The organism is Ruegeria sp. BG10 (genome assembly GCF_056538575.1).
The window spans coordinates 1-23,625 of sequence record NZ_JBQFTI010000010.1 but is presented as its reverse complement, the minus strand read 5'-3'; the positions used below and the strand labels follow the sequence as shown (position 1 = coordinate 23,625).

Below are 23,625 nucleotides of genomic sequence, written 5' to 3'. Positions count from 1 at the left end.
CTATTGATTGCATTATGTCTGAAAATGACCTATCTGTGGCGCAACCGAAGGAGATCAAAGATGTCCGAACTTGCAATTGACGCCCACGACGACAGCGAAGAGCGCCCCATCAAACCCGCAATCATGAATGGGATGCGCCTCAAGTGCCCCAGATGCGGGGAAGCAAAACTACTGCATAGCTACATCAAAGTGAACGATGAGTGCTCGAATTGCGGTTTGGATCTGAGCCATCAGCGGGCTGATGATGGTCCGGCCTACCTCACGATCCTGATCGTTGGCCACCTTATGGGGTTTGCGCTGCACATCGCCTGGGTGACATGGAGGCCAGAACCCTGGGTCTTGGCTTTGAGCATGTCTGTGATCGCAGTTGCAGGTGCCTTGGCACTGCTGCCGGTCATGAAGGGCCTGATTGTCGGATACCAATGGGCCAAACGCATGCACGGGTTCTAGCCAGCCGGCCTCCCAATGAATTCTCAGCCCTTTCAAAGGATGGTTTCCTTGATGGATTTGAATTTCTATTCACTTGAGGCGACAGGAAAGACGCTTGCGGATCTCACAACAGCCGCGCCCTTTATTCCTGCGAGAACCCCTGTCAATGTGGCCTGGCTGAACGATGAGGATGATTACGACAGGCTGCGAACGGTGCGCCGGATCGACGATGCCGGACTGTTGCCGGTGCCGATATTTGCAGCTCGTCGCCTTAAATCAAAGAAACACTTGTTTGACCTGACCGAAAAACTCCGGTTTGCGGGCGCACAAGGACAAGTCATGGTCGTTGGTGGTGACCCATCAGATGCGTCGGGGCCATTCAACAACACGATGGATCTCCTTCGAACCGAGTGGATTGAAAAATACGCGATCAAGAGAGTCACCTTGCCAGGGTTTCCTGAGGGGAACGCTGCCATAGGCTATCGTTCGGACGTGGCCCTACTGGAGCAGAAGGTAAAACTTCTGGAGTCCTACGGGTGCAGCGTGAGCATAACAACTCAACTTGCCTTTGATCCCGACAGAATTCTCAACTGGATAAGCCAGCTTCGAAACATTGGTGTTAGCCAGCCGATCCAAATTGGGATACCTGGGCCGACCAAAAAGGATCTCCTGCTCAGGTTTGCACGCTCATTCGGGGTTTCGGCTGGCGGGTTGAACAACGTGAGTGTCACCGTGGACGGGATCGTAGATTTCTCCCGTCTGGTCTGCTTGATCGAACAAGGGCTGCAACGACGCAATTTAGCTGATGTTGCGGTTCACCTTTATCCTTTTGGTGGCGCGAAGGTTGCCGTTGAGTGGCTTGCTGCGATTAAGGCGCACCAAACACGGGACGCTTCGAGAAAAATGCTAGCTTGAGGTAAAAAAGGCCAGCCATTGAGGTCGGCCATGCTGGTTTTTCGAGAGGGCTTTTTCTGATTGTTGAAGGTGTCAAGCCGCCAGAGCGACTGAGTCCTTTCCAGCGGGGATCCGAAGTGGACATGTGCTGTCGGTGACGGCCCTCCAGATTGCCTGAACGACATCCTCGGAGAAGGTGAACTCCTTCCCTTCGGTGTTCATGAAGGCAGCCATGGTTTGCTCGACGAACGGCTTGTAGTCTTCAGGCGTGTCATTAGATTCTGACATCAGTGCCATTGCGTTCTTGCCGAAATTCGTTGTTGGCGCCTGACCAGGTAGAACGATATGGGTGCGAATACCCAGAGGAGCCAATTCAAGGGCAAGACATTCGGTGAAGGCGTTCACTGCGGCCTTGCTTGCTGTGTAGACCGAAGCCAGCGGCAGCGGTTTGAGTGTGACGCTGGAAGAGACATTCACGATCACCCCCGACGCTTTCGCGCGCATTTGTGGCAGCACAGCTCGGACCATTTCCATGGTGCCAAACGTGTTGGTCTCAAAGATCCGACGCAGGTTATCCTCTGATGTACCCTCAAAAGGGGAAAGCCAGCCGACGCCTGCATTGTTCACCAAAGCGTCGATGGGGCCCGCAGCTTCCACAGCCTTTGTGATGCTCTCGCTGTCCGAGATATCCAATGGCAAGATCGTCAAACGATCCGAGGCCGGAAGTAAGGCCTCATCTGGCTTTCGCATTGTCGCAACAACCGACCATCCTTGTTCGAGGAAAAAGCGCCCCGTCTCCAGGCCAAATCCCGAAGAACATCCTGTGATCAATACGGTCTGCATGACGTTGTCTCCTATTTGTTGATGCCTTGAAAGTAGAGGACGTCGGCAGTATTATATATAATCAATAGTCCGTTTCTTATTATCAATGGTCCGAAATGGCAGATCCATTCTCTGAAATCATCAGCCTCCTTCAACCCAAAGCATCCTATTCAAAGCTGGTGCATGCATCGGGACCATTTCGAGTGCATCGAGAGGATGTAAACGAGGCCTTCTACTGCTCACTTCTAACCGGACGGGCACGCCTGGAGGTCGAAGGAAAAGAACCATTGGTATTGAATGCGGGTGATTTTGTGCTGATCCCTGCGGTCAAATCCTTCACCTTCTCAAGCATGGACCCTCCGCCACCCGCTGATTTGGTCAACCACCCGGTGGAGGGTGAAGACGGTATTTTCCGGCTTGGGGTATCTGACGCGGATCCAGAAGTTCAACAGCTCGTGGGACACTGCACCTTTGCCAGCCCGGACGCTGATCTATTGATCTCTCTACTGCCTGATCTGATCTTTGTCCGCGGTGAGGGTCGGTTGGCTGCGCTTACGGGGCTTGTTCGCGACGAGGCTCGCGCAAACAGGCCGGCGCGAGATGTGATCGTCAAGAACCTTTTGCAAGTCCTACTGATCGAAGCCTTTCGCTCTGGCGCGGACCCGACCCCGACTGCCGGCCTTTTGCATGGATTGGCAGACATGCGGGTTGGACCCAGTTTGCGAGCCATGCACGCGGCCCCGGCTCACAGTTGGACTGTTCAGGCTCTTGCAACCGAAGCTGGGCTGTCTCGATCTGCATTCTTCACCCGGTTTGAGGGGGTCATGGGAATGCCTCCAATGAGCTATTTGCAGAACTGGCGGATGACATTGGCAAAGCATATGCTCCGAACGGGCGATCTCAGCATTGCCGAAATCTCTGCCCAGACAGGCTATGGGTCGTCCAGTGCCTTCAGTACGGCCTTTTCCCGCTATGTAGGATGTCCGCCCGCGCGCTATTCTAAGGCAAATCTACTGGAAGCTTCGGGATAGGTCCTCGGCGGTCAGAGCAGTGTCCGAACAACCTCTGGAGCGCTCATTCACAAATTGACGGGGTGGGCGACCCATCACCCTTTTAAAAGCCGTGTTGAATGCGTTTTCGGACTTATACCCGAAGGCCTCAGCGACGGTCGCGATAGTGCATCGGGATGACAAGAGTTGGTCGCTTGCTTTGATCATTCGAAGAACGGCAAGATATTCCATGGGACTCTGCCCCGCGGCTTCCTGGAAACGCCTCGCAAAGACTGATCTCGACATTCCTGCGCCTTCAGCCAATTCGCCTAGTGTCCATTTCTTTCCGGGATCACCGTGCATTGCAGTCAGCGCCAAGGCTAAGCGTGTGTCAGCGAGTGCCTTGAGCCAGCTCAGTTGGGTATCCTTCTCCGCATGATGATGACGCAGGGTCTGGATCAGGACCACGTGCGAGAGGTGATGAGCAACCAACGCACTACCCGGACGAGCATCAGCTAGCTCTTCCAGGATCAATCCTACTGAGTGAACCAAATGGGCGGCGATCTCTACTTGCGCCGGAATAACCATAATCGACGGCAGCATCGAAATGAGCCTAAATGCGTGAGCTTGAGAAACCGTAAAACGGCAGCTTGCAATCATTGTGCCCCCGCCACCGTTGATAACCGCTGGCTCTTCCGAAAGTGGCGCTGTCAGAATCTGTTCCACAGGTTCGGCCTCAAGGGAAGGATCGGTTTTGATCGCAAAAGGACGGCCCGTCGGTAGGATAAAAAAGTCGCCTTCCCTAACCAGAACGGGTTCTTTGTGGCCCTCAACAGACACCCAGGCATCACCAGAAATCATGGCGTTGCATTTCAGAGCACCCGCCTGATCGGGAAAGCCAATCGCGGAGGGATGCCCAAGGTCGAGAAGACCTGCCAGATGGCTCTGAGGTTTCAGGATGGAGAGGATGTCAGAAAGAGGGTCCACGTGATCTCTGCCGATTAGGTTTGAATCAAAACTCTATCAGCTAGAAGCCGAATATCCAAGGGATTGGGACGATTGCGAAGATAATCGAGATGTTCACTTATTGATGACGTCAGTTTCTCCGATACTTTTACTGACTGAAAACCTGAGCCGCCGCGCAGGTTTCAACAAGTCATAGGAGATATCAATGCGCGTTTTCATAACCGGAGCCACCGGCTATGTCGGGTCTGCCGTCGTCCGCGAACTATTGGATCACGACCACTCAGTCATCGGGTTGGCTCGTTCAGAATCCTCAGCCGAGGCCTTGAAAAAAGTCGGTGCTGAGGCACATCACGGAGACCTTGAGAATCTCGACAGCTTGCGCGCAGGCGCAGCTAAGGCAGACGCTGTGATCCACCTTGGTTTCAACCACGACTTCTCGAAATTTGCAGAAAACTGCGCTCACGATGCCGAAGTGATCCGAGCAATCGGAAGCGAGTTGGCAGGCTCTGACCGGCTGTTCCTTGCGACATCCGGCACAGCGATACTGACGCCAGGTGTTGAGTCCAAGGAAACAGACCTTGCTCCGACGGGCGACATGGTAAACCCCCGCGTAGCGACTGAATACGCTGGCGCGGAAATGGCGCAAAAAGGTGTGAAGATTGCTGCTGTGCGCCTCGCCCCCTCTGTACATGGTGCGGGTGATCATGGCTTTGTCCGAATGCTGGCAGACATCGCAACGCAAAATGGCGAAGGCGCTTACATTGATGAAGGACAAAACCGCTGGTGTGCCGTCCATCGCCTGGATGCAGCACGTCTTTACCGGCTGGCTTTGGAGCGCAACGAAGGCGGTGTTCACTACCACGGCGTTGCCGAAGAAGGCGTGCATTTCAAGGATATCGCCGAAGCCCTGGGTTGCAGTCTGGGGCTGGCAGTCTCTTCTAAAACCGGTGACGATGCGCAAGCCTATTTTGACTGGTTCAGTTTCATGGCTGCTTCAGACAGTCCAGCATCGAGCACATGGACCCAAGAGGTTCTGAACTGGTCCCCAACAGAGCCAGGTCTGATTGAAGACATTGATGCTGGACTTTACTGTTCATCGAATGGCTAAGGAGGGAAAGAATAGATAGGCATGAGCTAGCAGCGTAGCTGCCTGCCAGCGCATAAATCTGGAAGCTATCATTCTCACTTCCGCAACCGGGTCAGAAATGCATAGCTTCCAGAGGGGTTTTTAGACGACACCGCCATTGGCCCGCAGTGTTTGACCGCTGACCCACCGGCCATCTGGCCCGGCCAGAAGCGAAACAGCGGCAGCGATGTCTTCGGGCGTTCCGAGCCGCCCAAGTGGGTTCATCTTTTTGATGTTCTCGATTACCGCCTCGGGCTTGCCAGTCATGAACAGGTCGGTCCCGACTGGCCCAGGCGCGACAGCATTCACGGTGATGCCACGAGGGCCCAATTCTTTAGCCAGCACATGGGTCATCGCTTCTACCGCAGCTTTTGTTGCCGCATAGACCCCGTAGGTCGGCTGATAGAGCCCGACAACACTGGAGGACAGACTGACAATCACTCCGCCTGCGTTTAGGCGATTGGCAGCCTCGCGCATGCCGCGAAAGACACCACCAATGTTGATGGCGCAGTGAGCCTCGAAGTCAGCATCGGAAGTAGATGCAACTGCGCTCAGGCGCATTATACCCGCGTTGTTGACCAGAACATCGACAGAGCCGAATTCCTGTTCAGCCGCGTCGAACAAACTTGGCATGCAGGATGGATCAGAGATGTCACCCTGAACTGCGATTGCTTGGCCGCCAGCTTTTTTGATCGCGTCTACAATCTCGTTCGCTCCGGCCACATCAATTGCATAATTGGCAATGATTGCATGGCCATCCTGAGCCAAGCGAAGTGCGATGGCTGCACCAATCCCTTTGCTGGCCCCGGTTACAATTGCCGTTCGTTGTTCGTGTACCATGTCAGTCTCCTGTCTGTTTGCAGCGAAAATAGATACGGAGACAATCCAGATAATCAGCCTTGTTTCGGAAATACAATTCGGTAAAAGCGAACAATGATTGATAGACTTGAAACCATGCGCCTGTTTGTTCGGGTGCTCGAACGCGGGAGTTTTACAAAGGCCGCAGCGGATCTCAATATTCCGCGGTCTACCGCAAGTGAAGCCATCCAGAGGCTGGAACGCGACCTGGGTAGTCGGCTGCTGGATCGCACAACCCGCCACGTGGCCCCAACACCGGATGGGCAAGCCTACTATCAAAGATGCGCGTCAATTTTAGCTGATCTGGAGGAAGCTGAAGGAGCACTGCGCGGGCACGAGCCCTCAGGTCTGCTTCGCATTGATGCCCCTGGTACGCTGACGCGGGTCTTTCTTCTACCTCACCTGACTGATTTCCTTGCAAAGTATCCCAAGATCACCCTTCAACTCGGTCAGACAGAGCGCCTGGTGGATCTGGTGCGCGAGGGCGTTGATTGCGTTATCCGTGCCGGCATTCCTGATAACAGTGGAATGATCACACGACACCTGGCAGATCTTCCGGAGATCACATGTGCAAGCCCGGAGTATCTGGCCAAGTTTGGCACTCCTAACTCCGTTGATGACCTGAAGGGTCATCAGATGGTTGGTTTTTTGTCTTCGCGCACTGGCGGCGCATTGCCGTTGGAGTTCAAGATCGGAGACAAGCTTAAGGACGTTATGTTGCCAGCGCTAGTTACAGCGAATGACGCGGACACAGTGCATCATCTAATCCGAGATGGGTTCGGGATCGGACAAGCGCCGAAATATCGTTTTCTGGAAGACTTGAGAGAGGGACGCCTTGTAGAAATTTTAACGAAAGCTCCACCATCGCCCACGCCGCTGGCTGTTTACTATCCACAAAACAGACAGCTCTCTCCGCGCGTCCGGGTTTTCCTCGATTGGGTCGTTCGAATTTTCGATGACGCCGCGCTTTGACAAAATGGCCAGGGCCGTCCTCTCGACTTTGCAAAGTCCGCAAACTGCGCATTGCTGTAATTGGGGCATCGCGCAGCATCGGTAAAAGTGGGCTCGAAGCGGCCACTCTCTGCGGCAAGCATGATTGACTGGAGGCAGCCCAATCCGGACATTCGTTAAAAGGCTTTGCAATTTTGGATTTCAGGAATCATGGCCTCGATGTGCTTTGTTGCTGTCATCTGGGGCAGAATCTCGCCTTAGGTCATGGGTGTAGTCTCGGGTAACGTCAGCCATCACCAAACGGTAGCTCTTAAAGAAGCGGGACCGGCCAAGCGCTTGCGCGCGACGATGCGCAGGAAGATTTCGCCATTTGGTTACAGCATCTTCGTCCTCGAAGTAGCCGATGGCGACAAATCTGCCGGGTTTGGCCGAGCTTTCAAAACGTTCGATTGAAATGAAGCCTTCAATACCATTCAGATGTTCGCGCAAATCCGTTGACGTTTGCATGTAGTCGTCCATTTCATGTGCTTCAACGTCGAACTCAAATACCATGACAATCATGCGTATTATCCATCTAATTTGATTCTTCGAGTGATACCTATCAGTAAAACGGCTCTATTGTTTCGATGCGGGTCGAAGCGTTGATGCTGCTGAACTCGTTGTCATTTTTGACAAGATGGGCGTCAGCTCATGTCGCGTGTGCCTTCCAGCTGTCAGCCGGAGCCTGCTCTCGATCAAACATGCCATAATCCCGGATCACGCTGGCGATCCGCAGGCGGTAGTTATCAAAAACTCCGGAGCGCCCTTTCGCTTGCGCGCCTCGATGTGCGGTGAGGTTGCGCCAGCGTGCTACTGCGTCTTCATCTTTGAAGAACGACAGAGACAGTATTTTATGCGGATCCGTCAGGCTTTGGAACCGCTCGACCGAGATGAATCCCTCGACATCATCGAGCATCGGGTGCATTTCTGCTGCGATGTCGAGATATTCGTCCTTGCAACCCTTTGCCGGTTCGACCTCAAAGATCACAGCGATCATGTGCCGTCTCCGTGCGGTGAAGAAGCGAGCTTGAGCCAGGTACGATCTTCGCGGAGCAGAAACTTCTCCTTTTGGGCAAACTCGTAGTTTTTCCGCCCGAGAGGATCGGTGGCCAAGCGCACTCGGTAGGCCTCGTAGTCTGCAAGGCTGGCTACATTGTAAATGCCATAGGCGAGCGTCGACGACCCCTCATGAGGCGCGTAGTAGCCGATCAGATCAGCGCCACAGCGCGGGATCGCCTGACCCCAGTTGCGGCAATACTTTTCGAACTGGGCCTTCTTGGTCGGGTCTATTTGGTAACGGATAACGCAAGTCAACATGGCGGGCTCCTTCCAGTGTGTTTTGCCGATCCTAGCTGTTTGCTTTCCGCCAATGCTTCGATTAAGACCGAACTATGAAAGAAGGCCCAGATATAGCTCATATTGCCGCTTTGATCGGCGACCCCGCCCGCGCCAACATGCTAACCGCGCTGATGAGTGGCAAAGCCCTGACTGTCAGTGAACTGGCGGAGGAAGCAGGAGTGACGATCCAGACCGCCAGCTCCCATCTTTCGAAGCTGGATGATGGTGGGCTGTTGCGTCCTCGAAAACAGGGGCGGCACAAATATTTTGCGCTCGCCAGCGACGAGGTGGCGCACGTCCTGGAGGGTCTGATGGGACTTGCGGCGGGGTCGGGATATTTGCGCAAACGGACAGGCCCGAGAGACGCGGAATTGCGGCTGGCCCGCGTTTGCTACAATCATCTGGCAGGGGACATGGGTACTCAGATGTTTGATAGCCTCGTAGAACGCGGGCATTTGGTTCTGGATGGCGAGGAACTTGAACTGACCGAGACAGGTGCCGCCTTCGCAACAGATTTCGAAATTGACATCGAGAGCTTACGCAAGGCACGAGCTCCAGTTTGTCGAGAATGTTTAGATTGGAGTGAGCGCCGGTCCCATCTGGCAGGGAGCTTAGGCCGCGCGTTTCTCGGTCGCTTCGAGGAACTGTCCTGGGTCAAACGAGATCAGAATACGCGGGTAGTGACGTTCTCGCGGAATGGAGCAGAGAAATTTAACAAGCTTTTTCCGGTGACCTAAACCGGTCGTGTTTCTACATAGCACTAATTCGCTGCGTTTGCTCGAATGTCGGTATTTTGGCCCTGCTTGGATTGGAACCACATCTTCAGCGCGCCCTTCGAATTTTGTCGGTCATTCGCAAACCATCACGAATGTTCAGTCCCATCATCGTGAAGTTGGCCGCCCCGGCGAACAGTTCAATCACCTGAACCGTGTAAAATGTGCTGTCGAATTCGCCAGCAGCGGCTTTACCCGCCAGAAACCAGGCTGCGGGTACGAGGATCAATAAGCCGTTCAGCGCAATGACAGGCATGCGGGTTTTCTTGGCCTTCGTAAGCGCATCCTTGCGTTTCCGACCCATTGCCATGCCCGATCCGCCAGCAATCGCCATTGCCGGAATGAGAATGAACATGCCTTTCAGGATCAATGCCTTGACGGTTGCGACTGTTTCATGGCTCGCAAAGAGTTCGCTGGTGGCCGTTGATGTCCAGAAGAGGAGGATCATCACAAAGCCGATTCCCTCTGCGATGGCGTGAATCTTTGTTTTCATAGCGGTTCCCTCAAATTGGCTTTTGGAAAGGATTTCGTCAGGCCGTGCAGCAATTCGGCACCGCAACCTTCTCAAACAGATGGGGGGCGGTCACAGCGCTTGAGGGATAATGGCTAAGCTGCTGCTGAAACTCGGGGTTAGAAAACGCCGCGCGGAAGTCCGCAACAGACTCCCAGACCGCGTAGTTCAGGTACATGCTGCCGTCGCCAACGGCTTTGTGCAGTTGGGTACTTATGTAACCCGGTTGCTTCTTCATCCATTGGGCATCGCACTTCCAAGCTTCTACCATGGCGACTTGGTCAACGGGATCGACTGTGAAGAGATTGACGAGAACGACGGGTCCAGCGTCGATGTCCAATTGCCGTTCAATGGGAAACTCCGGGTCGAGGGGTTTGAAACTTACCATTTCGGTGCTCCTTGAAAGTTGCTTTAATTTGGTGTCATGTTGTCATATTTAGGAAGCATCAAACACAACGACAACACGTTGTCAAATGAAATGAGGAATCGACATGCCGGATTCGCGAAGGACCGAAGAAGGAGAAGCCGTGACAGCCTTGATACTGGATGTGTTTCGGCTGAACGGTCGATTACAGCTTGCGGGTGATCGCCTCGTATCAGAACTCGGTTTGACAAGCGCCCGATGGCAGATCCTCGGCGCCATTGCTTATTCTGATCGGCCGGAATCCGTTGCCTGGCATGCACGGACGATGGGCGTTCACCGGCAGGGCGTACAACGGATCATCAATGAATTAAGCAAAGAAGGCATTGTGGAGTTTCAGCCGAACCCACACCACAAGCGGGCACACTTGGTTGTCATGACCCAAAAGGGGCAGGAGTTGTACGAAGCCGCGATTGCGAAGCAAATCCCATGGGTGAATGAACTCTCTAAAGGCCTGTCGCCAGATGATATTGCGACAGCGCAAAATGTTGTTGACCGTCTCAAAACACGCCTTGAAGAAACCTCAACGCGACAAGATTAGAGTTCGACCCAAAGCCGACACTCGTACAGAGTGCACTTGCAGCACCGACACTGTCGGTCGTCTTCTGAAAACTGCCGTTACAAAGGACGATACAAACCCAATGCCAGCATGGTGCTGGTGACTGGGATTGGGGGGCGGATCGGAGGGCAAATCATGCCAAGAGTCCAACTTCCCGCAACCACCCCGAAACGCATGGCCTGGAACAAGGGGCGGATCATCGGTCAAAAACGGCCTTTGCTGCCAAAACAGGTCTGGGCAATCCGGGCACGGCTCGAACTGGCGGGCTATCTACGCGATCTGGCTTTGTTCAACGTCGCCATCGACAGCAAGCTGCGCGGCTGTGATCTGGTCAAATTGGCTGTATCTGACCTGGTAAAAGATGATCGCGTGCGAGAACGCGTTTCGGTGATCCAGAGCAAGACCAAGCGACCAGTCCAGTTTGAACTGACGGAAAACACGCGCGAAACTGTTTTATCCTGGGTCAAGTCCCCAGAGATGTTTGCATGTCGCTTCATGTTTCCCAGCCGGTTCCACGACCGTCTACACATTTCAACTCGCCAGTATGGACGGCTCGTTCGTGACTGGGTGACTGCGATTGGCCTAGAACCGAGCGGATATGGTACGCATTCACTCCGTCGAACAAAGGCAGCCGAGATCTACCGAAAGACCGGCAATCTTCGCGCCGTCCAGTTACTGCTCGGACATACGAAGGTCGACAGCACAGTGCGTTACCTTGGCGTTGAACTCGAAGATGCCCTTAGCATTGCTGAGCGTATCGACATTTGAACCACCTTGGCAAACGGCCCCCGCCGTTCGCCTTTTCAAAGCTGGCTTTGATACCTTACGCGGCGTTGGTCGGTACCGAGCCCGTCCCTACCGGTGCTGCAATTCGAATGAATGTACGGTCTTCACTTTAAGGAATTCTTTCATCGGGTCGCGTGTTTCGGGGTAATCATACTACAGGAACAATTCAGCTGCCGGTATCAGTGAGTGCATGCCAGCGTTCCTCCAAAATTTTCCTGGAAACCGGTGGACACCGCAAACTTGGGATCACTCCTGAACCGCGATGCTAACAATGATTCCCTTCTCACCCACAGAAACAGAGGTCATAGTTGATAGTTCCGTAGAAGGCAATTCGACCTCAATCGGTTCCACCTCGAACTCGAACTTCTGTGACACGCCGGGGAACACGAAGTCGCCACTGAGCTCCGGGATCGCGCCTGTCGCATCGACAAGCAAAGTCGGACCGCGCACGGCGGTCAACAAACCGCCAACCAGCGGGCACGACAGCTGCATGTTGTAGTTGTCGAAGATCAGTTGACGCGGCGATGGTCTCAGCTTCAGAGCCAGTTCAGATGTCGCGACATCCGCACCAATCGAAAGGTTTTCGTCAACATTCTGGAAGCTCAGGGTCGTAGAAATCGAAAAATCTTGGTTTGGAAGGGACAGTCTAATGTCCTTGTTCTCCGTCCATTGAACTGGACACGTCACATGCCCGGCTATATCGAGCGGCACGAACTTCAGGCCAACGCGCGCGTCGGCTTGACCGCCAACGTCCAGCTTAACTTCCAACTTCGAAAGGTTCTCATCGAAAGCCAAGTGAGGAATACAAATTCTCAAACTACCCGATGCTTCGGCAAAACCACTAACATTCGCGAAGTTTCCGGTCCGAGAGAGTCTTTTCAAAGCTTCCTTTCCCGTCTCGCAGAGAGCCCTTTCGCCTGCTTTCTCGACTTCGCATGCCGCCTGTTCAACTTCTTTTTCTCCCTCGCAAGCAAGGCGGCGCTGCGCCTTCAAACGCTCACAGTCAGCCCTTCGACCAGCTTTGCGAACCTCACATGCATCACGCGCCACCTCCTTCTCCGCCTCACACGCAAGGCGCCGTTGCGTCTTTAAACGCTCACAGTCAACTCTGCGGCCTTCATTTCTAGCTTGGCAGATCGGATCAAGACCAGATTGAATGCAGTGACCGCCTTCTCCAAATATTCGCGGCGCTCTCAGCAGACAGGCTCGACAATCTTGGGTCTGGCGACAGTCGTTTGTTTGACGACAATCGCGCGTTTGACGGCAGTCTTCAGTTTGGCGGCAATCATTCGTTTGGCGGCAGTCTCGATCGATGGAGCAATTTCTTGTAGGAGTACAATCCACCGTATTTTCATCCGGAATTTCAACCTTTTCAGAGAACTCCTGCTTAGGAACACTTGCCGCCGCGTTGATACACAGCTTTGCCTGTTCGAAGCTTGAATTCACAATGTGCGCTACGCTTTCTTTGGACACTGCCGCCCAGACGGTCGATGGCTGCTCACCTGTTGGGACGAGATCTGCAAGGCGATTCCGAAAAGCTTCGTCAAAGTCTGAATAATCCCCCTCAGCGGCCTCAGGCTGAGGTGCCTCGTCATCGGCCTCGGCCAAGTCGACAAGGACCGATACGGCATCCTGCTCAATCTTGAATGCAACTGCGCGAACAAAGACCGGTGAGGCAATGGGTTCACCTTCGATTTCCACGGCCACTTTCGTTCCATCCTCAAGCGTATCTTGCTTCTTGACCGATGTTGAGATGGACTCAACGGGCACAGCGGGCACAGTTACTTTGGTGAAACTCGCTCTACTGAGTTCGCCGGAAACGTTGTCGGCAAACAAGTTAATAATCTCAGCGGCGAAATCGGCCGGAGCAGCGATGTCCACTGCTTCAGCGACGTTCAGTTCCTCCACCCGCACCTCGCGGAATAAGGGTAGAAGCCGAAAGCTTAGGAGCAGGTTCTGGTCATCATCTTGAGCGGCAGCGCTTGCTATCGAAGCACCAATCTTAAGTGTTCCGACAAGTTTTGGCTTTAATGCGTCGAGGATTGCAGCATCTTCTGCGTCCATTCCATCGAACATCGAGGACGAAAACACACCGTCAACGGCGATATCAACAAACAGAAGTTGCCGGTCTCCCACGACCTGGACACTCGCCAGGTTTGCGGTGCTCAAGGTGTCCGTGTTGTCAAGAAACTTTTGGATGTCGTCAATTGGTACGACCACGGCGAGATCAGTCTGGCTGACCACCGAGAGCGCGCTGAGTCCGGTGGCAACGGCAGTTGACCGGTGTTCCTCGGCATCGACCGGCGGAAACTTCTTGTCAACGAGCTCTGTGATCGTTTCTTCAAAGCACCCTGAAAGAGAGACGATCAATACGAATGCAAGAGCGTTTCTCAAAGTTCGACCCAGCATTTGATCCTCCTGAAATTAAACATTCAATAATTCGGTCACAGAGCTCGAAGCTGTAAGCGACCCCGGCTCGATCGCTCACGGCGACTGCTGTTTGACGGCTAAAGTGACCAGCCCTGAGTTAGCCATAGATCAGCGGTAGTTTCACCTCGACCTCCGTCTGGTTGCAGACCTCCCAAGACTCTGAATTGATGCCCATGGTAATCCACCAAAGTCTGATGCAGTCGTCCCCCTCTCCGCCGTCTACCTTGATAAAAATCGCCGCGTCGACATTCCAACCGTCCCATAGGGTGATGTTCTGGCCAGCTTGGGCTATCTTGATCTGGGGTTCAGCGGCGGCTACCAAAACAGGTGCGAGACCCAGTGCCGCCAAAAGAAGACTAAATAGAACTGATCTCAACATTGCGGGATAACCCCTCGGAATTTATCTGGAGGAAATGCGATGTCTTCTGAAGTTCTCCCAGAAAATTCGAACGTGGTTGTTCTTTAATATATTTAAAACCAGACTCTTACATCGTTCTTAGGAATTTTGTGGAGCGCAACCCACTATTGTCGAATGGCCGTGAACGTTACAGAACAATCTTTAAGTTCGTGGCAAAACGATCCAACCAATTTGTCACCATCACTCGAGATTTTTCCGCCATAAAATTGAGGGGTCCTCAAGCCACCGTCGTAGCGACCGAAAACAAAGCCACCTTTATGGATTCGGCCCCTGATTGGCTGATTTGTTATGACAACGTTTCCGCTGATCTGACCACTCGCTTCATTTAAGTTAGCTTGCCAGCTATGGCCATTTGAAAAAGTGAACTGCCAACTGCCTGTCATGTCTGCGCGAGCAGCAGAAACAAGGAGTGTTGATGCCAAAATTGAAGCTGTTGACCAGCGTAAAGCTTTTAGGGCCATTTCTTGTTCTCCTACAAAGTCCTATGCTTGGGGCACACTTGAAATAGGGAGGCATGCATCTGTATGGGTATAGATTTTGTTTTTGCCGCTCATGATCCGTTTGGATCATAACGTCCGATTTTTTTACGCTCTTGTACAATCGTTAGGCAACGGGTGGCAGAACACGAAGGATCAGTCTAATTAGCTCAGCCCGACTGCCAACGCCTGCCTTAGAAAGCACCGCCGACACTTGGTTCTTGGCAGTTGTAGGGCTAGTGCCGCGCCGCTCGGCGATCTCCGCAATGCTTGCCCCGTCAGCGATCCATTGGCAGACATCGGTTTCTGCCTGGGTTAATCCGTAGAGTTCTGTAAACCGATCTAATCGAAGATACGGGATACGCTCGGGATCAATGATTGTAACGAGCGCTCCATCGAGTCCCTTTTCCAGCTCGGCTTTGCTGTCACTGACGGGGCCTATATCCAACAGGAATGGCGTCAGACCGGATGGCCGCGCGATTGAAACTAAGGACTCATGCCGATTGGCCTGACCCTGCGCCGTTGAACCCACGTCAAGGATATGCGCCCGAATTTTGGACGTTACATCGGGATCAGTGGTGACAATTCTACCATCACCAGACAGCACAATGCCATCCTTCAGGCCAAATATCCTCTCCGCCTCGGCGTTCTTGACGATGATCTGTCCGTCCGGCAGCGCAATTGCAATTCCTGCTTGCACCCGCTCCAAGGCGGCAAGTGCTGCCTTGTACCGAGCCTTTAAAAGCGCAAAAACACGGCCAATCTCTAGTGCTTTTGTCAAGTGCGGAAGTAAGGCGCGCGATCTGTCATTCGCAGATGGTGGGATTTCGTTCTTCTGTCGGTCAAACCCGATGCTCATGGCGTCAAACCAAACGGAATCGGCGTTCAAACGGACCCCAAGCCGCCGAGCAACACCGGTTCGTTTTCTCAGAAACGCATAGTCCTTGCGCGCATCTAGGGCTTCAGCTGACAGTCCCGTTTCCAGGTCGGGCACTGGTTCATGCGGGGGTTGGGCCTGAAGAAAATCCCAGTCTTGGTTCTGCTTGCGCGAGAGCCACGCACCGTAGTACCAGCCTGCAGGTGTGCGTGAAAAGTCCAGGTAGACGCTGGACATCATCGTCAAGTCTTTTGCGCCAGCCCTTTTGCCACGGATTACCAATGCAATAGCCTTGGCTTCGACGACTGTTGCTGTCGCATCCAACGCACGACGCCAACTTCCCGGATTAACAGCTGTGTCGTATATCAACTCAAGCGCCCGATATCCTTTTGGGTCCATTTCGTTCGCATCCTTCGAGCAAAGATCAGCTTCAGGGCGACTTTAACAGAATTGAATAGGCTCATCAGCCAAATGCATCGAAAGGTTCTGCCTGTCGTTTCTGACAGACGCAAAATGGACCGTTTTTGACAGGTCTCGATTTCCATAAGCAGCCATTGGAGCAGCCGCAGCGAAAGCTCAGTTTGTCCGCTCCTCGTTTGTCGGTCCCGATTGCGGCGAAATGGTGGATTGAATTTCGCCCTTCAGGGTGGCTTTCAATGACCGCTCTGACGACGCATGCTGCTTCACAGCGAAAATCATGCCGCGCCCGCGAGTAGTTTCTGCGCCAGCAATAGCAGCACCAGCAAAAGGCGGCTATCTCCGCGTAGCGGACGTCGCCTCCCTATTGTTGGCTTCGATTGCTCGCTCCGAGCCCAAACCAGTTTTAACGTCTCTCCTTGAATTTTCCAAATGAGATTGGTTTGGCGATTTTGAGAGCCCGTCTAAGATACCAGAGAAATGTCAGATAAGATCCAAGACAGATTGCTGGAACGCAGCAAAGCAGCCTTTGCAGAAGAGGAACGCCGTGGCATTTTGTTGGCCGCCAAAGTTCGCACCGTCGCTTTGGTTCTTGTTCTTTTGTGGCAAGCCATAGACAGTACAGAAACGGGACCGACGTATTACTTCAATCTTCTGGAAATCTTTGTCTTCGTCGTACTCGGCGGGCTTCAGTACGCCGCCGCTCGTACGCGTTATACCGGACTATGGCTCCAGCTAACTTTTGTTTCCCTTGATTGCGCTCTGTTGGCTTTGGTCTTCACGCTAAGCTCGCCCTTTAATGATGATACCCTACCACCGGCCATCGCGATGGATTCGGCCCGTTTTCTCTATTTCTTTTTGTTTTTGATGCAGGCGTCTTTCAGTTTCAGACCTGTGCTGGTTGTCTGGTGCGGCCTGAGCATCATTCTAACCCGCCTGGGAATGTGGGCATGGTTTTTGAGCCAACCAGGCACTTTCAGCAATCTTGATTTGCGAGAGCAAACAATCGACGCCTGGCTTGAAGCCGGATCAGACCTGAACTTTCTTTTCCTGGGTTATGCAGCAACCGAGCTCCTGGTCGTTTTGATAGTGTCCGCAGGCCTTGCGATTGTGGTCGCGCGCTCCCGTCAGCTCATTTGGAACTTGCTTTCAACGGAGCGAAAACGCGCCAGCTTAGCGCGATACTTTTCGCCAAATGTTGTCAACCAGTTGAGCAACTCAGATGCCAAGATTGCCACCGCAAGACAGCAGGAAGTCGGAGTGCTATTCGCTGACATTATGGGTTTTACAAAGCTCTGTGAAAACGCGAACGCCGAGGAGGTGATTGACCTTCTTCGAGGTTATCATGAGCGCCTGGGAAAGGCCGTATTCGACAACAATGGAACTTTGGACAAATACATAGGCGATGGGCTTATGGCGACTTTTGGAACGCCTGACCCAAGCCCTGACGATCCAGCAAACGCATTGAATTGCGCTTTCGCGATGATTGATGCCCTAAAGGATTGGAATGAGGACAGATTGTTGTCTGGCCTTGAGCCTATCCGTGTAGGCATCGGACTTCATTGGGGCATAGTCGTGGCCGGAGATATGGGGAATGAACGCAGACTTGAATATGGTGTAATCGGCGATACCGTGAATATTGCCAGCAGGATTGAACATCTTACTCGCGACCTCGATGCGCAGCTCGTTGCCAGCGACGAGTTGGTGCGTGCTATCCAAAAGAATGGGAACGTTCCGACCCTCGACCGACTGACACTTGCTGGCTACCAAGAAATTCGGGGACGAGCAGCTGGTCTAAAGGTTTGGGTTTATTCTGCTACATAGCACCAATATTGAATAGCAGCGTTCGTCCGCAGCGCAGACATTGAATGGAATACATCGAACGCCTGTATCGAGTCCGAAATTAGGCCACGGTATACAGGACATGTAACCGAAATCGGGGTCACTTCATGAAACTATCTTATCTTATTGGAAGATTTTACCACGAAGCATGCAACTCATCAGATAACGACTGCGCTAAAACAATCTTACACCAAGAGGTCGATTTTCGCGGGAGCCTCGGCGCGAAGCGCTCGGGGCCGGAGGAATTCATTCGTTACATGGAAGAAGTTCGCGCAGCTCTCCCAGACTTCCAATGAAATATCATCGATATCGTTGACGAAGGGCAAAAAGCAGCTGCCCGAATATTCTTCGTCGGAACGCACCAAGGTAAGTTTTTCGGGGTGGAGGGAACGCAAAAGCGGATCGAATGGGCCGGGGCGGCCTTTTTACTTTGCGGGATCGAAAAATAGGAAGCCTTTGGGTTTTAGGGGACATAGATTCAACCAAGGCACAATTGAGTGCAAACCCAAAGGATACGTTTCTCGGAATGTAGACCTAACAGCAGGCTTGTCCGCATGTCGGAAGACTCCACGTTTGGATTTAAAGGTCCGCTTCGGGCTGCGAGCGCAGTGGGAGAATTGAATTTGATGTGTGCCCGAAGTGAATTAGACTGAGAACTAACTGTTCAGATAGCTCATTAAGAGGACATCATGGCAGCTCCTTTAGTCCAAAACTGGGAACTGACCGCCGCCATCCAGGACATAGCAGATTGGCTGGTTCAACAGGGCTTAGAGAATGCGCCGGTGGAGATCTGGCTCGAAGCATTCTGCAAGCGTCTTGTTTCGGCGGGAATTCCACTTCAAAGAGCAAACATCACTGTGCGCGCACATCATCCCGAGATTGGGACAGTCGCTTTCCGATGGCACAGGGACGGAGGAAATGAGCGAGAAGAGTTTATTCGAAGAACGAATGCACCTGAAGAATACATTCTGAGCCCGATTTACTATCTTTTGGTAAACAACGTTGAAGAGATTAGACAAGACCTAACGGTCCAGGACCCGGAGTTTAATTTTCCGTTGTTTGACGAACTTCGCGAGCGCGGTGCCACAGACTACTTCGCTGTCAAACGGTTCTTCCTTCTTCCAGATGATGCTACACCTGTCGATCCAATGCAGGCCGAGGAAGGCGCCATTATTTCATTGGCAACCGACGCGAGGGGGGGCTTCACAAGCCAGCAACTTGACGGTCTACGTCAACTAATATCTCCACTTTGCCTGACGCTGAAATGTGGGGCAAACAGGCTGATGGCTGAAGACATAACCGCCGCTTATTTGGGAAAAGACGCCAGTAGGCGCGTTCTTTCCGGGGACATCACCCGAGGTTCATCCGAAACGATTTCAGCCGTAATTTGGTACTTTGATCTACAAGGATTTACCAAATTATCAGAGGCGCTTCCGGGACATTCAATTATAGAATTGCTAAACGATTACTTCGCGGAAGCTGTTGACGTAGTTGAACGCCATGGCGGTAATGTTCTGAAATTCATGGGAGATGGAATGCTCGCCATCTTCGATATCAATCAAGTTCCGGACGCGCGCAGCGTCGCAATTCACGCGGCAGCGGAGTTGCGAGATACCTTTGACGAACTCAACCAACAACGACAAGCGGATGGTTTGCCAACGACCGGTTTCACTCTTGCGCTGCACGCCGGCGATGTTCTTTATGGCAACATTGGCGGTAGGTCTCGCCTGGATTTCACAGTGGTCGGCCCAGCAGTCAATACAACGTCCCGTATTCTTGGCATGTGCAACGCGCTCGATCAGAACATTGTCGTTTCCGACAAGGTGGCTGGCGACTTAGTAAACTCCATTCCAAGCCTTGTTTCCCTTGGGCAATACAGATTGCGCGGTGTTGCTGAAAGACAGGAGTTGTTCACGATAGATTAAACGCGAATTGAAAGGCGCCGCCTAACCCGTATGGCCGCCGGACAGTCTTCAATCTTTATCTTGTCCTGAGTGGTGGACTGTTACGATGATCAGTCAGCCTTCGCCACAAACGCCTCGAAAGCTTCCTTATAGTCTGGATGCCATCGGCTTAGTGGGGGGCGATTTTCGATGACGTCTCCCACGCTCCAGGCAATGCGTTTCTCATCGATATCACGTGAGACATCATTGTCGGGGCAGAGGATGTAAAAGTCCCCGCGGTTCACGCTGTCGACAAAGAAGTCGACCGTCTGCACTGCGGTCCAAGCGGAAGCAGGTTTTTCAGGCAGGGAGATCATACCAGTATAAACAAAGCCAGGCACAAGGAGATGCGCTGTGATCTGATGGCCGGGGCCGTTTCTCAGCTCATGTGATAGCGCCTCAGTGAATACTTTCAGAGCCGCCTTTGAGACATTGTAAGCAGGGTTGCCCGGTGGTGTGGTTATGCCTTGCTTGGACCCTGTATTGATTATTGCACCTGGTCTGTTTCGCGCGATCATATTTGGCGCGAATACCTGAGTGCCATGGATCGGACCCCAAAGGTTCACGCCCAGCATCTTATCCCAAGCCGTGGCGTCCCCAATGGTCGATGATTTGCCGCCGACACCAGCGTTGTTCATTAAGATGTCTACCCCGCCGTAGCGGTCTGCTACCATCCGTTCCAACGCCTCTAGTTGCGCGCGATCACTGACATCTGTCTCAGACGTCATCACATCGGCCGCACCGGCGGCAGACACCATGTTTGCCGCGGCAGCCAGTTTCTCGGTGTCTTGATCAACAATAACAATGCGCATGCCCATCTGAGCGAACTTCGCTGCTGCGGCGAGGCCAATGCCGGAAGCACCCCCAGTGATCACGGCCACAGAGTCTGAGGTAAATGCGGGGTGTGTCATCGGCTAGGCTCCTCCTATGCTCGTGTTGGATCGACAGGCCCGGAAAACCCCAGACCTGCCGTAGTTATTAGGCCGCGTTGGCAACGTTAGTTTTAAGCTTCATCATACCTTCCATACCGTAGGCGGTGAAGAGCACCTCGGTTGCCTTTTCCGCTTGCACGTTCATCGGAATGACAGGGTCTGCCATACCGCTCTTGTCCACTTCATTGCGAAACTGCCGCTGCCCAGGCGCAGTATGGATCACCTCGAGCACCGCGTCCGACACGATCTGCGGAACCTGTAGCGGGTTGTTGGCTAGGGATTCCCCCATGCTTTGCAGCATGGCCTCGGGCGCTCCGGCAAATTCGCCATAGCTTGCATCCCGGTCGCGCGAAGACGGCTGAATGAGGTTGGTGAAGAAGTTCGTGGGGAAGCCGCCGGGCTCGATGACAGCGACATCGACACCAAACTGGCTCAACTCCCAGCGGTAGTTTTCGCTGAGTGCCTCCACGGCCCATTTCGCCGCGTTGTAAGGGCCAAGGAAGGGCACTGTCACGCGGCCAAGAAGGCTAGTGACGTTCAAGATCAGCCCAGATTGCCGTGCCCGCATTTTGGGTAAGACGGCGCGGATCATCCTCTGCACTCCAAAGACATTGACGTCAAAGACACGCTGAAAATCGTCTCCAGAGAAGTTCTCTTGCAGACCGTGTGCACCCGCACCGGCGTTGTTGACCAACACATCGATCTGCCCGAGTGTGGCCTCTGCCGCGGCTACGCCGGCTTCGACGGAAGCATCGTTTGTCACGTCGATATCGACAACCTCAACGCCGAGATTGCGCAAGGTCTGCGCAGCCTCCTTGTTGCGTCCTTCGGGATCGCGCACAGTCCCGGCAACGCGATGCCCGGCCTTGACCAAATCGGCCACCATCAGATTTCCAAATCCGCTGCTGGCACCTGTAACGAGTATGTTCATGTCTTTTCTCCTGAATGTGGCCCTGCAATGGACCCTTTGATTGCTCGAAGTTAGAGATTGCCAACCGAGAGCAACAGAGGTATCAAATTGAACTGATGGTTGCTGATATTAGAACAATTGGCATGCCTGCCTTGGTCAGCTTTCACACCGTCGCACGGCTCGGTGGGATCAGCGTTGCCGCAGATCAACTCAACATGGCGAAATCGGGTGTGTCCCGGCACATTTCGCGGCTGGAAGACCATTTTGGCGTGAAGTTGGTCGAGCGGAGTGGAAGGTCCGTCAAGCTCACCCCGACGGGCGTCCGACTGAATCAGCGGGTCCAGTCCATTTTGGCTGACATTGATTTGCTGGGTGACATCGCCCGTGAAGAAAGCGGGGACGTCTCAGGTCAGGTGAACTTCGCCGCAACAGCGGAATTCGGCTCGGTGATTGCCTCAGTAATCCTTCCGGCCGTCCAAGAGCGCTTCCCAGATCTCACGCTGGTCATGCGCCCGGCTTATGATTTCGAGGATATGCAGGATCCCAATACGGATCTGGCATTCCGGATCGGAACTTTCGAAGATGACAGACTGGTCGCGAAGCAGCTTGGCAGCTTTCGTTGCTGGCTCGTCGCGTCACCCGAGCTTGCAGCCCAGACAGCGATCAACACACCAGACGACCTGAAGGACCAACCCTGTCTCACCTTCAGAGGTGATGTTGCCAACACTACCTGGACTTTCTTTTCCCCAGACGATGTCTCAACCATCAAGGTAGGCGGACCCTTTGCCACACGGAGTTTTTCTGTCTTACTTGATCTTGCAATGGCGGGGCGAGGATATGCGTTTCTGCCGGAATTCATGTTGTGTGAGGCCTTGCGAGAAGCCCGGCTTGTCCGCTGCTTGCCTAATCACGCCTCGCGCCCATATTTCGTTTATCTGACCTTCCGTCCGGGTTCACGGCGCATCGCACGAGTGGACGCAGTCGCCTCCCTTGCTGAGGAACTTGTTCCGAAACTCCTTTCTGGCGGTTCGACTTAGGATCTTCACCACAAAGAATCACGGACTCTGGGACGGTCCTCTGCGCAACAGCCTCTCACGAAGGTTAGAACCGGCCTCCTAGACCAGGCAATACAGCGTGTACACCCACACAAGCTTGGCCGACTGGGGCGGTGGCAACCGCCGTATCGGCCGCCGCATTGATGCCGTGCTTCGCGCCAGCCCAAGCACAATCCGAGTTCAAAGGATCAAGTGAAGTGTCAAGCTTCTGGCTCTCATTGATGCGTGATCAGTGCATGTGGCGTGGAACAGCAAATCTCCGTCGTCAACACAATTACATTGGTCAACTGCTATTCAGTACTGGTCGATGCCCGCGCCTGGTATGCTGCGATTTCGGCGCGTGATAGCTCGATGAGGTCTGCAACACTCTGACTGGCAAGGGTTTGCAAGAAACTCTCTCGTGCTGCATCAAGTGCCCTTTGCGTCGCGGCATTTGCTGATCGCTCTAACAAGCAAGTTAGCGTGTCATCAGACGCGCCAATTGCAAAGAGTTTGGGCTCGCCTAAGGCAGAGTAGACATCTGTTAGCGACAGATCTGCCAGCGGTTTCTCAAGATACCAGCCGCCGCCATGCCCTTTCGACGAACCAACGATACCTGCCTTGCGCAAAAGCCCCATCGTGCGTCGAATTAGGGAGGGATTGGTGTTCAACATTTGCCCGATCAGTTCCGATGTCATCGGTTCCTCTGTTTCACCAAGGTGCATCAGGACGTGCAAAACGCGAGATAGTCGGCTGTCGGTTCTCATCGGTTCCTCCTCTCCCGTCAGTTTACGGCAAGTACGGTCATGTGACAAATAAAAGCACATGATATTGACACAACAAGTCACGTTACTTATAAAGTTACGTTAATTCGTTCTTCCGCA

27 protein-coding genes are annotated in these 23,625 nt (G+C 53.3%); 12 read left to right on the top strand and 15 right to left on the bottom strand.

Annotation, left to right across the window (positions count from 1 at the left end; all coding sequences use genetic code 11):
• Positions 1–60 precede the first annotated feature (60 nt).
• Together ACR0D8_RS21950 and ACR0D8_RS21945 are read left to right on the top strand one after the other, a co-directional pair.
• Positions 61–450, top strand: a complete 390-nt coding sequence (locus ACR0D8_RS21950) for a DUF983 domain-containing protein (RefSeq protein ID WP_480649658.1) — start codon at positions 61–63, stop codon at positions 448–450.
• Between the two features lie 51 nt (positions 451–501).
• Positions 502–1,344 carry a methylenetetrahydrofolate reductase gene (locus ACR0D8_RS21945; RefSeq protein WP_480649670.1) on the top strand — a complete coding sequence of 281 codons (843 nt, stop codon included), beginning with the start codon at positions 502–504 and terminating at the stop codon, positions 1,342–1,344.
• A 72-nt stretch (positions 1,345–1,416) separates the two neighbouring features.
• On the opposite strand, the gene ACR0D8_RS21940 is transcribed toward ACR0D8_RS21945, so the two are convergent.
• Positions 1,417–2,166 (bottom strand): SDR family oxidoreductase, encoded by a 750-nt coding sequence (locus ACR0D8_RS21940; RefSeq protein WP_480649657.1) that lies wholly within the window; start codon positions 2,164–2,166, stop codon positions 1,417–1,419.
• Positions 2,167–2,261: 95 nt separating this feature from the next.
• Between ACR0D8_RS21940 and ACR0D8_RS21935 the strand changes: the two genes are divergently transcribed.
• On the top strand, positions 2,262–3,176 hold the full coding sequence (locus tag ACR0D8_RS21935; RefSeq protein ID WP_480649656.1) for an AraC family transcriptional regulator: 915 nt from the start codon (positions 2,262–2,264) through the stop codon (positions 3,174–3,176).
• On the opposite strand, the gene ACR0D8_RS21930 is transcribed toward ACR0D8_RS21935, so the two are convergent.
• Complete coding sequence (locus ACR0D8_RS21930) at positions 3,156–4,121, bottom strand: AraC family transcriptional regulator (RefSeq protein ID WP_480649655.1); 966 nt, start codon at positions 4,119–4,121, stop codon at positions 3,156–3,158. The genes ACR0D8_RS21935 and ACR0D8_RS21930 overlap by 21 nt on opposite strands.
• A gap of 184 nt (positions 4,122–4,305) precedes the next feature.
• Between ACR0D8_RS21930 and ACR0D8_RS21925 the strand changes: the two genes are divergently transcribed.
• A complete protein-coding gene (locus ACR0D8_RS21925; protein ID WP_480649654.1) occupies positions 4,306–5,208 on the top strand; it encodes an SDR family oxidoreductase in 903 nt (300 codons plus the stop codon).
• Positions 5,209–5,328: 120 nt separating this feature from the next.
• Here ACR0D8_RS21925 and ACR0D8_RS21920 read toward each other — a convergent pair whose 3' ends face one another.
• Positions 5,329–6,066 carry an SDR family oxidoreductase gene (locus ACR0D8_RS21920; protein ID WP_480649653.1) on the bottom strand — a complete coding sequence of 246 codons (738 nt, stop codon included), beginning with the start codon at positions 6,064–6,066 and terminating at the stop codon, positions 5,329–5,331.
• 93 nt (positions 6,067–6,159) lie between these two features.
• Here ACR0D8_RS21920 and ACR0D8_RS21915 point away from each other — a divergent pair, with 93 nt between their 5' ends.
• Positions 6,160–7,056 (top strand): LysR family transcriptional regulator, encoded by an 897-nt coding sequence (locus tag ACR0D8_RS21915; RefSeq protein WP_480649652.1) that lies wholly within the window; start codon positions 6,160–6,162, stop codon positions 7,054–7,056.
• A gap of 180 nt (positions 7,057–7,236) precedes the next feature.
• On the opposite strand, the gene ACR0D8_RS21910 is transcribed toward ACR0D8_RS21915, so the two are convergent.
• The 3 genes from ACR0D8_RS21910 to ACR0D8_RS21900 all read right to left on the bottom strand — a co-directional run bounded on the left by ACR0D8_RS21910 (position 7,237) and on the right by ACR0D8_RS21900 (position 8,391).
• The gene (locus ACR0D8_RS21910) at positions 7,237–7,596 is read right to left on the bottom strand and encodes an antibiotic biosynthesis monooxygenase family protein (RefSeq protein ID WP_480649651.1); all 360 of its coding nucleotides are present in this window, start codon (positions 7,594–7,596) and stop codon (positions 7,237–7,239) included.
• A gap of 127 nt (positions 7,597–7,723) precedes the next feature.
• Positions 7,724–8,071 carry an antibiotic biosynthesis monooxygenase family protein gene (locus ACR0D8_RS21905; protein ID WP_480649650.1) on the bottom strand — a complete coding sequence of 116 codons (348 nt, stop codon included), beginning with the start codon at positions 8,069–8,071 and terminating at the stop codon, positions 7,724–7,726.
• Positions 8,068–8,391: an NIPSNAP family protein gene (locus ACR0D8_RS21900; protein ID WP_480649649.1), complete on the bottom strand. Its 324-nt coding sequence runs from the start codon at positions 8,389–8,391 to the stop codon at positions 8,068–8,070. The genes ACR0D8_RS21905 and ACR0D8_RS21900 overlap by 4 nt, the downstream gene beginning before the upstream one ends.
• 74 nt (positions 8,392–8,465) lie before the next feature.
• Here ACR0D8_RS21900 and ACR0D8_RS21895 point away from each other — a divergent pair, with 74 nt between their 5' ends.
• Complete coding sequence (locus ACR0D8_RS21895) at positions 8,466–9,149, top strand: ArsR/SmtB family transcription factor (protein ID WP_480649648.1); 684 nt, start codon at positions 8,466–8,468, stop codon at positions 9,147–9,149.
• An 85-nt stretch (positions 9,150–9,234) separates the two neighbouring features.
• Here the strand turns inward: ACR0D8_RS21895 and ACR0D8_RS21890 are convergent, their stop codons facing one another.
• Positions 9,235–9,678 (bottom strand): hypothetical protein, encoded by a 444-nt coding sequence (locus ACR0D8_RS21890; protein WP_480649647.1) that lies wholly within the window; start codon positions 9,676–9,678, stop codon positions 9,235–9,237.
• A 37-nt stretch (positions 9,679–9,715) separates the two neighbouring features.
• Positions 9,716–10,084, bottom strand: a complete 369-nt coding sequence (locus ACR0D8_RS21885) for an antibiotic biosynthesis monooxygenase family protein (protein ID WP_480649646.1) — start codon at positions 10,082–10,084, stop codon at positions 9,716–9,718.
• Between the two features lie 103 nt (positions 10,085–10,187).
• Between ACR0D8_RS21885 and ACR0D8_RS21880 the strand changes: the two genes are divergently transcribed.
• On the top strand, positions 10,188–10,658 hold the full coding sequence (locus ACR0D8_RS21880) for a MarR family winged helix-turn-helix transcriptional regulator (protein WP_480649645.1): 471 nt from the start codon (positions 10,188–10,190) through the stop codon (positions 10,656–10,658).
• Positions 10,659–10,811: 153 nt separating this feature from the next.
• Positions 10,812–11,444: a tyrosine-type recombinase/integrase gene (locus ACR0D8_RS21875; protein ID WP_480649644.1), complete on the top strand. Its 633-nt coding sequence runs from the start codon at positions 10,812–10,814 to the stop codon at positions 11,442–11,444.
• A 264-nt stretch (positions 11,445–11,708) separates the two neighbouring features.
• On the opposite strand, the gene ACR0D8_RS21870 is transcribed toward ACR0D8_RS21875, so the two are convergent.
• The 4 genes from ACR0D8_RS21870 to ACR0D8_RS21855 form a co-directional block, all read right to left on the bottom strand.
• Positions 11,709–13,871 carry a hypothetical protein gene (locus ACR0D8_RS21870; protein ID WP_480649643.1) on the bottom strand — a complete coding sequence of 721 codons (2,163 nt, stop codon included), beginning with the start codon at positions 13,869–13,871 and terminating at the stop codon, positions 11,709–11,711.
• Positions 13,872–13,989: 118 nt separating this feature from the next.
• A complete protein-coding gene (locus ACR0D8_RS21865; protein ID WP_480649642.1) occupies positions 13,990–14,271 on the bottom strand; it encodes a hypothetical protein in 282 nt (93 codons plus the stop codon).
• A 143-nt stretch (positions 14,272–14,414) separates the two neighbouring features.
• Entirely contained in the window at positions 14,415–14,771 is a 357-nt protein-coding gene (locus ACR0D8_RS21860; RefSeq protein WP_480649641.1) for a hypothetical protein, read from the bottom strand.
• A 142-nt stretch (positions 14,772–14,913) separates the two neighbouring features.
• Positions 14,914–16,062 carry a helix-turn-helix transcriptional regulator gene (locus tag ACR0D8_RS21855; protein ID WP_480649640.1) on the bottom strand — a complete coding sequence of 383 codons (1,149 nt, stop codon included), beginning with the start codon at positions 16,060–16,062 and terminating at the stop codon, positions 14,914–14,916.
• A 498-nt stretch (positions 16,063–16,560) separates the two neighbouring features.
• Between ACR0D8_RS21855 and ACR0D8_RS21850 the strand changes: the two genes are divergently transcribed.
• From ACR0D8_RS21850 to ACR0D8_RS21840, 3 genes are all read left to right on the top strand, one after another.
• The gene (locus ACR0D8_RS21850) at positions 16,561–17,904 is read left to right on the top strand and encodes an adenylate/guanylate cyclase domain-containing protein (protein ID WP_480649639.1); all 1,344 of its coding nucleotides are present in this window, start codon (positions 16,561–16,563) and stop codon (positions 17,902–17,904) included.
• A 317-nt stretch (positions 17,905–18,221) separates the two neighbouring features.
• Positions 18,222–18,371 carry an ester cyclase gene (locus tag ACR0D8_RS21845; RefSeq protein WP_480649669.1) on the top strand — a complete coding sequence of 50 codons (150 nt, stop codon included), beginning with the start codon at positions 18,222–18,224 and terminating at the stop codon, positions 18,369–18,371.
• 240 nt (positions 18,372–18,611) lie between these two features.
• Complete coding sequence (locus ACR0D8_RS21840) at positions 18,612–19,847, top strand: adenylate/guanylate cyclase domain-containing protein (protein ID WP_480649638.1); 1,236 nt, start codon at positions 18,612–18,614, stop codon at positions 19,845–19,847.
• A gap of 89 nt (positions 19,848–19,936) precedes the next feature.
• On the opposite strand, the gene ACR0D8_RS21835 is transcribed toward ACR0D8_RS21840, so the two are convergent.
• Together ACR0D8_RS21835 and ACR0D8_RS21830 are read right to left on the bottom strand one after the other, a co-directional pair.
• Positions 19,937–20,776, bottom strand: coding sequence for an SDR family NAD(P)-dependent oxidoreductase (locus ACR0D8_RS21835; RefSeq protein ID WP_480649637.1), 840 nt, complete (start codon positions 20,774–20,776; stop codon positions 19,937–19,939).
• A 67-nt stretch (positions 20,777–20,843) separates the two neighbouring features.
• Entirely contained in the window at positions 20,844–21,728 is an 885-nt protein-coding gene (locus ACR0D8_RS21830; protein ID WP_480649636.1) for an SDR family oxidoreductase, read from the bottom strand.
• 122 nt (positions 21,729–21,850) lie between these two features.
• On the opposite strand from ACR0D8_RS21830, the gene ACR0D8_RS21825 reads away from it, so the two are divergent.
• Complete coding sequence (locus tag ACR0D8_RS21825) at positions 21,851–22,744, top strand: LysR family transcriptional regulator (protein WP_480649635.1); 894 nt, start codon at positions 21,851–21,853, stop codon at positions 22,742–22,744.
• Positions 22,745–23,052: 308 nt separating this feature from the next.
• Here the strand turns inward: ACR0D8_RS21825 and ACR0D8_RS21820 are convergent, their stop codons facing one another.
• A complete protein-coding gene (locus ACR0D8_RS21820) occupies positions 23,053–23,508 on the bottom strand; it encodes an RrF2 family transcriptional regulator (RefSeq protein WP_480649634.1) in 456 nt (151 codons plus the stop codon).
• Positions 23,509–23,625: the final 117 nt, after the last annotated feature.

What these genes read in the sequence shown, in the direction of transcription:
- ACR0D8_RS21905 (WP_480649650.1), bottom strand. Translation starts at nt 8,071, where the DNA reads ATGATCGCTGTGATCTTTGAGGTCGAACCGGCAAAGGGTTGCAAGGAC.
- ACR0D8_RS21895 (WP_480649648.1), top strand. Translation starts at nt 8,466, where the DNA reads ATGAAAGAAGGCCCAGATATAGCTCATATTGCCGCTTTGATCGGCGAC.
- ACR0D8_RS21890 (WP_480649647.1), bottom strand. Translation starts at nt 9,678, where the DNA reads ATGAAAACAAAGATTCACGCCATCGCAGAGGGAATCGGCTTTGTGATG.
- ACR0D8_RS21940 (WP_480649657.1), bottom strand. Translation starts at nt 2,166, where the DNA reads ATGCAGACCGTATTGATCACAGGATGTTCTTCGGGATTTGGCCTGGAG.
- ACR0D8_RS21950 (WP_480649658.1), top strand. Translation starts at nt 61, where the DNA reads ATGTCCGAACTTGCAATTGACGCCCACGACGACAGCGAAGAGCGCCCC.
- ACR0D8_RS21825 (WP_480649635.1), top strand. Translation starts at nt 21,851, where the DNA reads ATGCCTGCCTTGGTCAGCTTTCACACCGTCGCACGGCTCGGTGGGATC.
- ACR0D8_RS21915 (WP_480649652.1), top strand. Translation starts at nt 6,160, where the DNA reads ATGATTGATAGACTTGAAACCATGCGCCTGTTTGTTCGGGTGCTCGAA.
- ACR0D8_RS21865 (WP_480649642.1), bottom strand. Translation starts at nt 14,271, where the DNA reads ATGTTGAGATCAGTTCTATTTAGTCTTCTTTTGGCGGCACTGGGTCTC.
- ACR0D8_RS21820 (WP_480649634.1), bottom strand. Translation starts at nt 23,508, where the DNA reads ATGAGAACCGACAGCCGACTATCTCGCGTTTTGCACGTCCTGATGCAC.
- ACR0D8_RS21860 (WP_480649641.1), bottom strand. Translation starts at nt 14,771, where the DNA reads ATGGCCCTAAAAGCTTTACGCTGGTCAACAGCTTCAATTTTGGCATCA.
- ACR0D8_RS21880 (WP_480649645.1), top strand. Translation starts at nt 10,188, where the DNA reads ATGCCGGATTCGCGAAGGACCGAAGAAGGAGAAGCCGTGACAGCCTTG.
- ACR0D8_RS21840 (WP_480649638.1), top strand. Translation starts at nt 18,612, where the DNA reads ATGGCAGCTCCTTTAGTCCAAAACTGGGAACTGACCGCCGCCATCCAG.
- ACR0D8_RS21925 (WP_480649654.1), top strand. Translation starts at nt 4,306, where the DNA reads ATGCGCGTTTTCATAACCGGAGCCACCGGCTATGTCGGGTCTGCCGTC.
- ACR0D8_RS21920 (WP_480649653.1), bottom strand. Translation starts at nt 6,066, where the DNA reads ATGGTACACGAACAACGAACGGCAATTGTAACCGGGGCCAGCAAAGGG.
- ACR0D8_RS21885 (WP_480649646.1), bottom strand. Translation starts at nt 10,084, where the DNA reads ATGGTAAGTTTCAAACCCCTCGACCCGGAGTTTCCCATTGAACGGCAA.
- ACR0D8_RS21935 (WP_480649656.1), top strand. Translation starts at nt 2,262, where the DNA reads ATGGCAGATCCATTCTCTGAAATCATCAGCCTCCTTCAACCCAAAGCA.
- ACR0D8_RS21900 (WP_480649649.1), bottom strand. Translation starts at nt 8,391, where the DNA reads ATGTTGACTTGCGTTATCCGTTACCAAATAGACCCGACCAAGAAGGCC.
- ACR0D8_RS21855 (WP_480649640.1), bottom strand. Translation starts at nt 16,062, where the DNA reads ATGGACCCAAAAGGATATCGGGCGCTTGAGTTGATATACGACACAGCT.
- ACR0D8_RS21875 (WP_480649644.1), top strand. Translation starts at nt 10,812, where the DNA reads ATGCCAAGAGTCCAACTTCCCGCAACCACCCCGAAACGCATGGCCTGG.
- ACR0D8_RS21850 (WP_480649639.1), top strand. Translation starts at nt 16,561, where the DNA reads ATGTCAGATAAGATCCAAGACAGATTGCTGGAACGCAGCAAAGCAGCC.
- ACR0D8_RS21910 (WP_480649651.1), bottom strand. Translation starts at nt 7,596, where the DNA reads ATGATTGTCATGGTATTTGAGTTCGACGTTGAAGCACATGAAATGGAC.
- ACR0D8_RS21835 (WP_480649637.1), bottom strand. Translation starts at nt 20,776, where the DNA reads ATGACACACCCCGCATTTACCTCAGACTCTGTGGCCGTGATCACTGGG.
- ACR0D8_RS21830 (WP_480649636.1), bottom strand. Translation starts at nt 21,728, where the DNA reads ATGAACATACTCGTTACAGGTGCCAGCAGCGGATTTGGAAATCTGATG.
- ACR0D8_RS21945 (WP_480649670.1), top strand. Translation starts at nt 502, where the DNA reads ATGGATTTGAATTTCTATTCACTTGAGGCGACAGGAAAGACGCTTGCG.
- ACR0D8_RS21870 (WP_480649643.1), bottom strand. Translation starts at nt 13,871, where the DNA reads ATGCTGGGTCGAACTTTGAGAAACGCTCTTGCATTCGTATTGATCGTC.